The organism is Pseudomonadota bacterium (assembly GCA_010028905.1).
Taxonomy (GTDB): domain Bacteria; phylum Vulcanimicrobiota; class Xenobia; order RGZZ01; family RGZZ01; genus RGZZ01.
Genome location: RGZZ01000356.1, coordinates 1 through 5,288 on the forward strand (window position 1 = coordinate 1; position 5,288 = coordinate 5,288).

A 5,288-nucleotide genomic window follows, 5' to 3' on the forward strand; every position below is an offset into this window, starting at 1 on the left:
CCGTGTCCACCACGACACCGTGGGGGACAAACCCGTGTCCACCACGACACCGTGGGGGACAGCCCACCTGGCGAGCGCCACGGGCGAGCGCAGCGCCGTGTCCACCACGACACCGTGGGGGACAAACCCGTGTCCACCACGACACCGTGGGGGACAAACCCGTGTCCACCACGACACCGTGGGGGACACCGCGCCCTCAGGTAGCTGCCGTCGTAGCTCCGCATCCCAAAGCGAGCGCTTTCGTCAACGCTACGTGCTGCACGCCGGGTCGTTCTCATGTGACCCGCCATCCCCACGAGCAAGACAAACAAATCAAGCCGCAGGAGCACAGGCAGGGAAAGGACTGGGCCCGACAAAAACAGCCGCGTGGTCGCCCGAGCGCAGTATCGCCGCTGGAGCGCCGCGTGGCCGCCCGAGCGCAGTATCGCCGCTGGAGCGCCGCGTGGCCACCCGAGCGCAGCATCGCCGCTGGAGCGCCACGTAGCCACCCGAGCGCAGCATCGCCGCTGGTGCGCCGCATCGCCGCCCTCGGAACCTCTTCTGCCCCCCGTCATCTTTCGTCTCAGAGAGGAGCCCACATGACGCAGCGTCACACCGAAGAGCTAGACCGCCTCGTCCAGGCTGCCCTGCGCATCAGCTCGACCGAGGACCTCGAGTCGATGTGCCGTCACATCCTCGAGGGCGCGCAGCAGGTTCTGCGCTCGGAAGCCGCCTCCCTGATGCTGGTCGACGAAGCGAACGGCGTGCTGAAGTGGTTCTCGGCCCTGGGCGAAGCGGGCGAGATGCTGGCCAACCACGACCTGAGCCTCGACGAGGGGGTGGCCGGCTGGGTGGCCCGCGCGGGGGAGAGCGTGCTGCTCCACGACGCACAGTCAGACCCTCGGTTCTGCAGCCGCATCGACGCACTCAGCGGCTTCAGCACCCGCTCGCTGCTCTGCGTACCCTTGATTGCCCAGGGGCGGGTTCTCGGCGTGCTCGAGCTCCTCAACGACCCCGCAGACCACCGCTACGACGACGACGATCTGCACCGCGCCCAGGCATTCGCGAGCCTCGCGGCGACAGCGCTCCAGAACCACCACCTCATCCGCGTGGCTGAGGAGGTGGGAAACGTGCGGGAGATCTCCCGCTTCAAGAACGACCTGGTGACCCGCGTGGCCGAGGAGATACGCAACCCCCTTACGTCGGTGCGCGGCTTCTCTGACGTGATCGCCCGCGACGACGCCGACGTGGCGACCCTCCGCGACTTCGCCGGACGCATCGGTGGCGAGGTGAAGCGCATCGAGTCGATGGTCGACGGGGTGCTCGAGCTGGCGCGCATCGAGGCGGGCCACACCATCGTGCGGGAAGACGCGGTGCCAATCGCTCCCCTGCTCGAAGCAGCACAGGCGCGATGGTCAGAGCGGGCTTCTCATCACGCGCTTCGCCTCATCATCAACGAGGGCGACGCCCCAAGCGTGCTCGGCGATGCCGAGCGCATCTCGCAGATGCTCGATCTCCTGCTCGCTAATGCGGTGGAGTGGTCGCCCGATGGCGGGCCGATCACACTGCGCGCCGCCCGCCAGAGCGCCTCATGGCGCGTATCGGTGACCGATCGGGGGCTGGGGTTCCCTCCTGGCGAGACGGCTCGCCTCTTCCACCCGTTCCATCGCCTTCCCCATCCGAAGCGAGACGGGCTTCCTGGCAGCGGGCTCGGGCTCAGCCTCATCCGCGCCCTGACCCTGAGGATGAACGGTCAGCTCGGCGCCGACAGCGACCCAGAGCGAGGCACCACCTTCTGGTTCAGCCTGCCTTCCACCGATTGAACGCGCGTCCGGTCAGCGGGGTGCGCCGACCGCCGCATTCACATGAAGCAGCGCAGCCATTCGCGCGTACACGCCCGTAATGTCGTACACCCCCTGAAAGAGGGCCTGACCCGGCCCCTTCGCCCAGATGAGCGGGGGGAGGGCGCTGTGCTCGTGGGTCGAGAACGCGGCCTGCACGCGCTCGGTGAGCGCCGCGGTGAGCGCGAAGGCAATGCCGATGGGCGTGGGCTTCGCGGCCGCCAGCCGAGCAGCCAGCGCGGCGTCGAGATCGAGCCCCAGTCGCTCGCGCACCGCCTTTGCAAAGGGCTCGCTTGTCGGGTCCAGCGCCGCTGGAGGGAGGGCGGTGAGCGTCGCCTCGACCGAGGCCCGCTGCAGCAGCAGCTTGCGCGGCTCGAAGTGGGTGGGAAAGGTCAGCCCGCCCGTCTCGTGATCGGCGGTCACCAGCACCAGGGTGTCGGGGTGCCGCGCCTGGTAGGCCAGGGCCACGGCCACAGCCTGGTCGAACGCCAGCACCTCGCGCACGGCGGTGCCCAGGTCGTTGGCGTGACAAGCCCGGTCGATCTTCCCCCCCTCCACCATGAGGAAGAACCCTTTGGCGTTCTGCGAGAGGCAGCCCAGGGCGGCCTCCGTCATCTCCGCGAGAGACGGCTCCCGATCGGTGCGGTCGATGTCGAAGGCCATGTCAACTGGAGCGAAGAGTCCAAGCAGGCGCCGCGTCGATGCCGGCAGCGCCCGCAGCGCGTCGCGGGTGGAGACGGCCGCCCAGCCGCGCGTGCGCATCTCCTCACGCAGATTGCGGCCGTCGGTGCGACGGCCGTCGTCGGTTCCGGTGGGCAGGAAGAAGGCGCGGCCGGCTCCCATGAGCACATCGACGGCCTGATGGTCGGCCAGCTGGGCGGCCACGTCGAACTCCTCGCTGCGCTCGCGCGTGTGCGCGCCAAAGGCGGCGGGGGTGGCGTTCGAGACGCTTACCGTGGTGACCAGCCCCGTGGAGCGCCCCTGGGCGTGAGCCTGCTCGAGGATGGTGGGCAGCGGGGCGCCGCCTTCCCCGAGAGAGAGGGTGCGGTTCTTCACGCGAACCCCGGTCGCAAAGGCGGTGGCGGCCGCCGCCGAGTCGGTGACAAGCGCATCGGCGCTGTGGTTGTCAAAAGACCCCATCACGGGCATGTCATCGATGTGCAGGCGCCCGACAGGACCGCTGCCTTCGAGCCCCTTGAATGCCCGCGCGCCGTAGACCTGGGGCGCCCCCATGCCGTCGCCGATCAGCAATATGATCGATCGTGCGGCGGGGCCCGCGGGGGCTGCGGGAGACGCGAAGGCGCGCGCTCTTGCCGTGGCCGACGGGCGGCCCGGCGTCGCGGGAGCAGCGTCCGCGCGCGTTGCGGGGAGGCTTTGAAGAACGAAGAGAGTGATGAGGAGAGCTGAGATGCGAAGTCGATGCATGCGCCAGGAGTTCCCCACGCGCGAGCGCAGTCCTCGCCGGACCAGAATGGCACCTGCCGCAGGAAGGAATGCCACGGGGGGGCTGCGTATCACGGGAGACCGCGCTGGAAGGGCCCTCGCCGTTCCGCGCGCAGACCTCTCTCCAGCGAGCGTGGGCGTGAGTTGAGCGCAGGCATCCGTCCGGACAACACCGTCGTCATCGTGCTGTCGTTCGAAGGCCCGGACATCTACTCGATGGCCGGTGGGCTCGGCGTGCGCGTCACCGAGCTCTCACGCGCCCTCGCCAACGATGGCTTCGAGACCCACCTGTTCTTCATCGGCGACCCGACCCGCGCCGGACACGAGGTGGCCGAGAACGAGCGCTGGCACCTCCATCGCTGGTGCCAGTGGCTGAGCGCCCAGCACACGGCCGGCGTCTACGACGGCGAGTCCGAGAAGATCGACGACTGGTCGCGCAGCCTCCCCAGCCATCTCATCGACACCATCATCCGGCCAGCTGCGCAAGCGGGCAAGTGCTGCGTCATCCTGGCCGAAGAGTGGCACACCGCCTCGAGCGTCATCAACCTGCATCACCTGCTGCGCTGGTCCGGCCTGCGCGAGCGCTGCATCATGTACTGGAACGCGAACAACACCTTCGGCTTCTGGCACATCGAGTGGGAGGCGCTGCGCAGCGCGTGCACCCTCACCACGGTGAGCCGCTACATGAAGCACAAGATGTGGTCACTGGGACTGAACCCGCTGGTGATCCCCAACGGCATCCCCGCGCGGCTGCTCCATCCTCCCTCCCCCACCCGCGTATCGACGCTGCGATCGGCCTGCGGCGAAGGCCCCCTGCTGGTCAAGGTCGGGCGCTACGACCCGGACAAGCGCTGGATCATGGCCGTCGACGCGCTGCACGTGCTCAAATCATCGCCGTTCGGCGCCCAGCGCCGGGTGCGCATGCTGGTGCGCGGCGGGGTCGAGGCGCACCGGGTCGACGTGATGAACCGCGCCGCCATGCACGGCCTCACCTGGGCCGAGATCACGCTGGCCGAACCGACCTTCGAGCGCATCGTGAGCGCCATTGCCGACTGCGCCTTCGCCGACATCATCGAGCTGCGCTTCTTCGTGCCTGAAGACGTGCTGCGCGTCATCTACGCGGCAGCCGACGCGGTGTTCGCCAACTCCGGCCACGAGCCGTTCGGACTCGTCGGGCTCGAGGTCATGGCCAGCGGCGGCATCGCCTTCACCGGTTGCACGGGCGAAGACTACGCCCAGTCGTTTCGCAACGCGGTGGTGGTCGACTCTGAAGACGCGCGCGAGATGGCCGTGTACGTCATCGACCTGGCCAGCCATCCGGAAGAGAAGAAGCGCATCCGACGAAACGCGCACGATACCGCAAGACACTTCACCTGGGACGACGTGCTCAAGGAGCTGTACCGAAAGCTCGAGTTCTCGGCGCAGGTAGGGGGCGTTGTCTTCCGCGACAACGCCCGGAAGCCCAGGCAGCTGGCCATCTGAGTGGCTGGCTCAATCTCTCTGAAAAGGTGAATTCGATGTCCAAGCAGCGAACCCTCATTCTCGTCAAGCCCGACAGCGTCCAGCGCGGACTCGCGGGCCAGATCATCGGCCGCATCGAGGCCAAGGGCATGCAGCTCGCCGGCCTCAAGCTGCTCCACATGAACGAGGCCCGCGCCTCGCGCCTGTACGAGCACGTGGGCAAGCCGTTCTACGACGGCCTGGTGAAGTACATGACCTCCGGCCCCATCGTGGCGCTGTGCGTCGAGGGCTACAACGCCATCGACCAGATGCGCACCATCATGGGCGCCACCAACCCGTCGCAGGCCGCGCCTGGCACCATCCGCGGCGACTTCGGCCAGCGCGTCGACAACAACTGCGTGCACGGCTCCGACTCGCCCGAGAGCGCCGCGCGCGAGCTGCCCATCTTCTTCGAAGAGGGTGAGCTGGTGAGCTACGAGGCCAACTTCACCAAGTGGCTCTAAGCGACGCTGCGACCCCCACCCTGTGGGTCGTCGCGACGCCCATTGGAAACCTCGGTGACAT

The 5,288-nt window shown here is 68.2% G+C and carries 4 protein-coding genes; 3 read left to right on the forward strand and 1 reads right to left on the reverse strand.

The genetic code is table 11. From position 1 onward, the window contains the following. The first annotated feature begins 578 nt into the window (after window positions 1-578). Window positions 579-1,802, forward strand: a complete 1,224-nt coding sequence (locus tag EB084_18920) for a GAF domain-containing protein (GenBank protein ID NDD30336.1) — start codon at window positions 579-581, stop codon at window positions 1,800-1,802. A 12-nt stretch (window positions 1,803-1,814) separates the two neighbouring features. Here the strand turns inward: EB084_18920 and EB084_18925 are convergent, their stop codons facing one another. After that, window positions 1,815-3,245 carry an alkaline phosphatase gene (locus EB084_18925; protein NDD30337.1) on the reverse strand — a complete coding sequence of 477 codons (1,431 nt, stop codon included), beginning with the start codon at window positions 3,243-3,245 and terminating at the stop codon, window positions 1,815-1,817. Between EB084_18925 and EB084_18930 the strand changes: the two genes are divergently transcribed. Next, window positions 3,240-4,745, forward strand: coding sequence for a glycosyltransferase (locus tag EB084_18930; GenBank protein ID NDD30338.1), 1,506 nt, complete (start codon window positions 3,240-3,242; stop codon window positions 4,743-4,745). The genes EB084_18925 and EB084_18930 overlap by 6 nt on opposite strands. A gap of 35 nt (window positions 4,746-4,780) precedes the next feature. Further along, complete coding sequence (locus EB084_18935; protein NDD30339.1) at window positions 4,781-5,227, forward strand: nucleoside-diphosphate kinase; 447 nt, start codon at window positions 4,781-4,783, stop codon at window positions 5,225-5,227. Window positions 5,228-5,288: the final 61 nt, after the last annotated feature.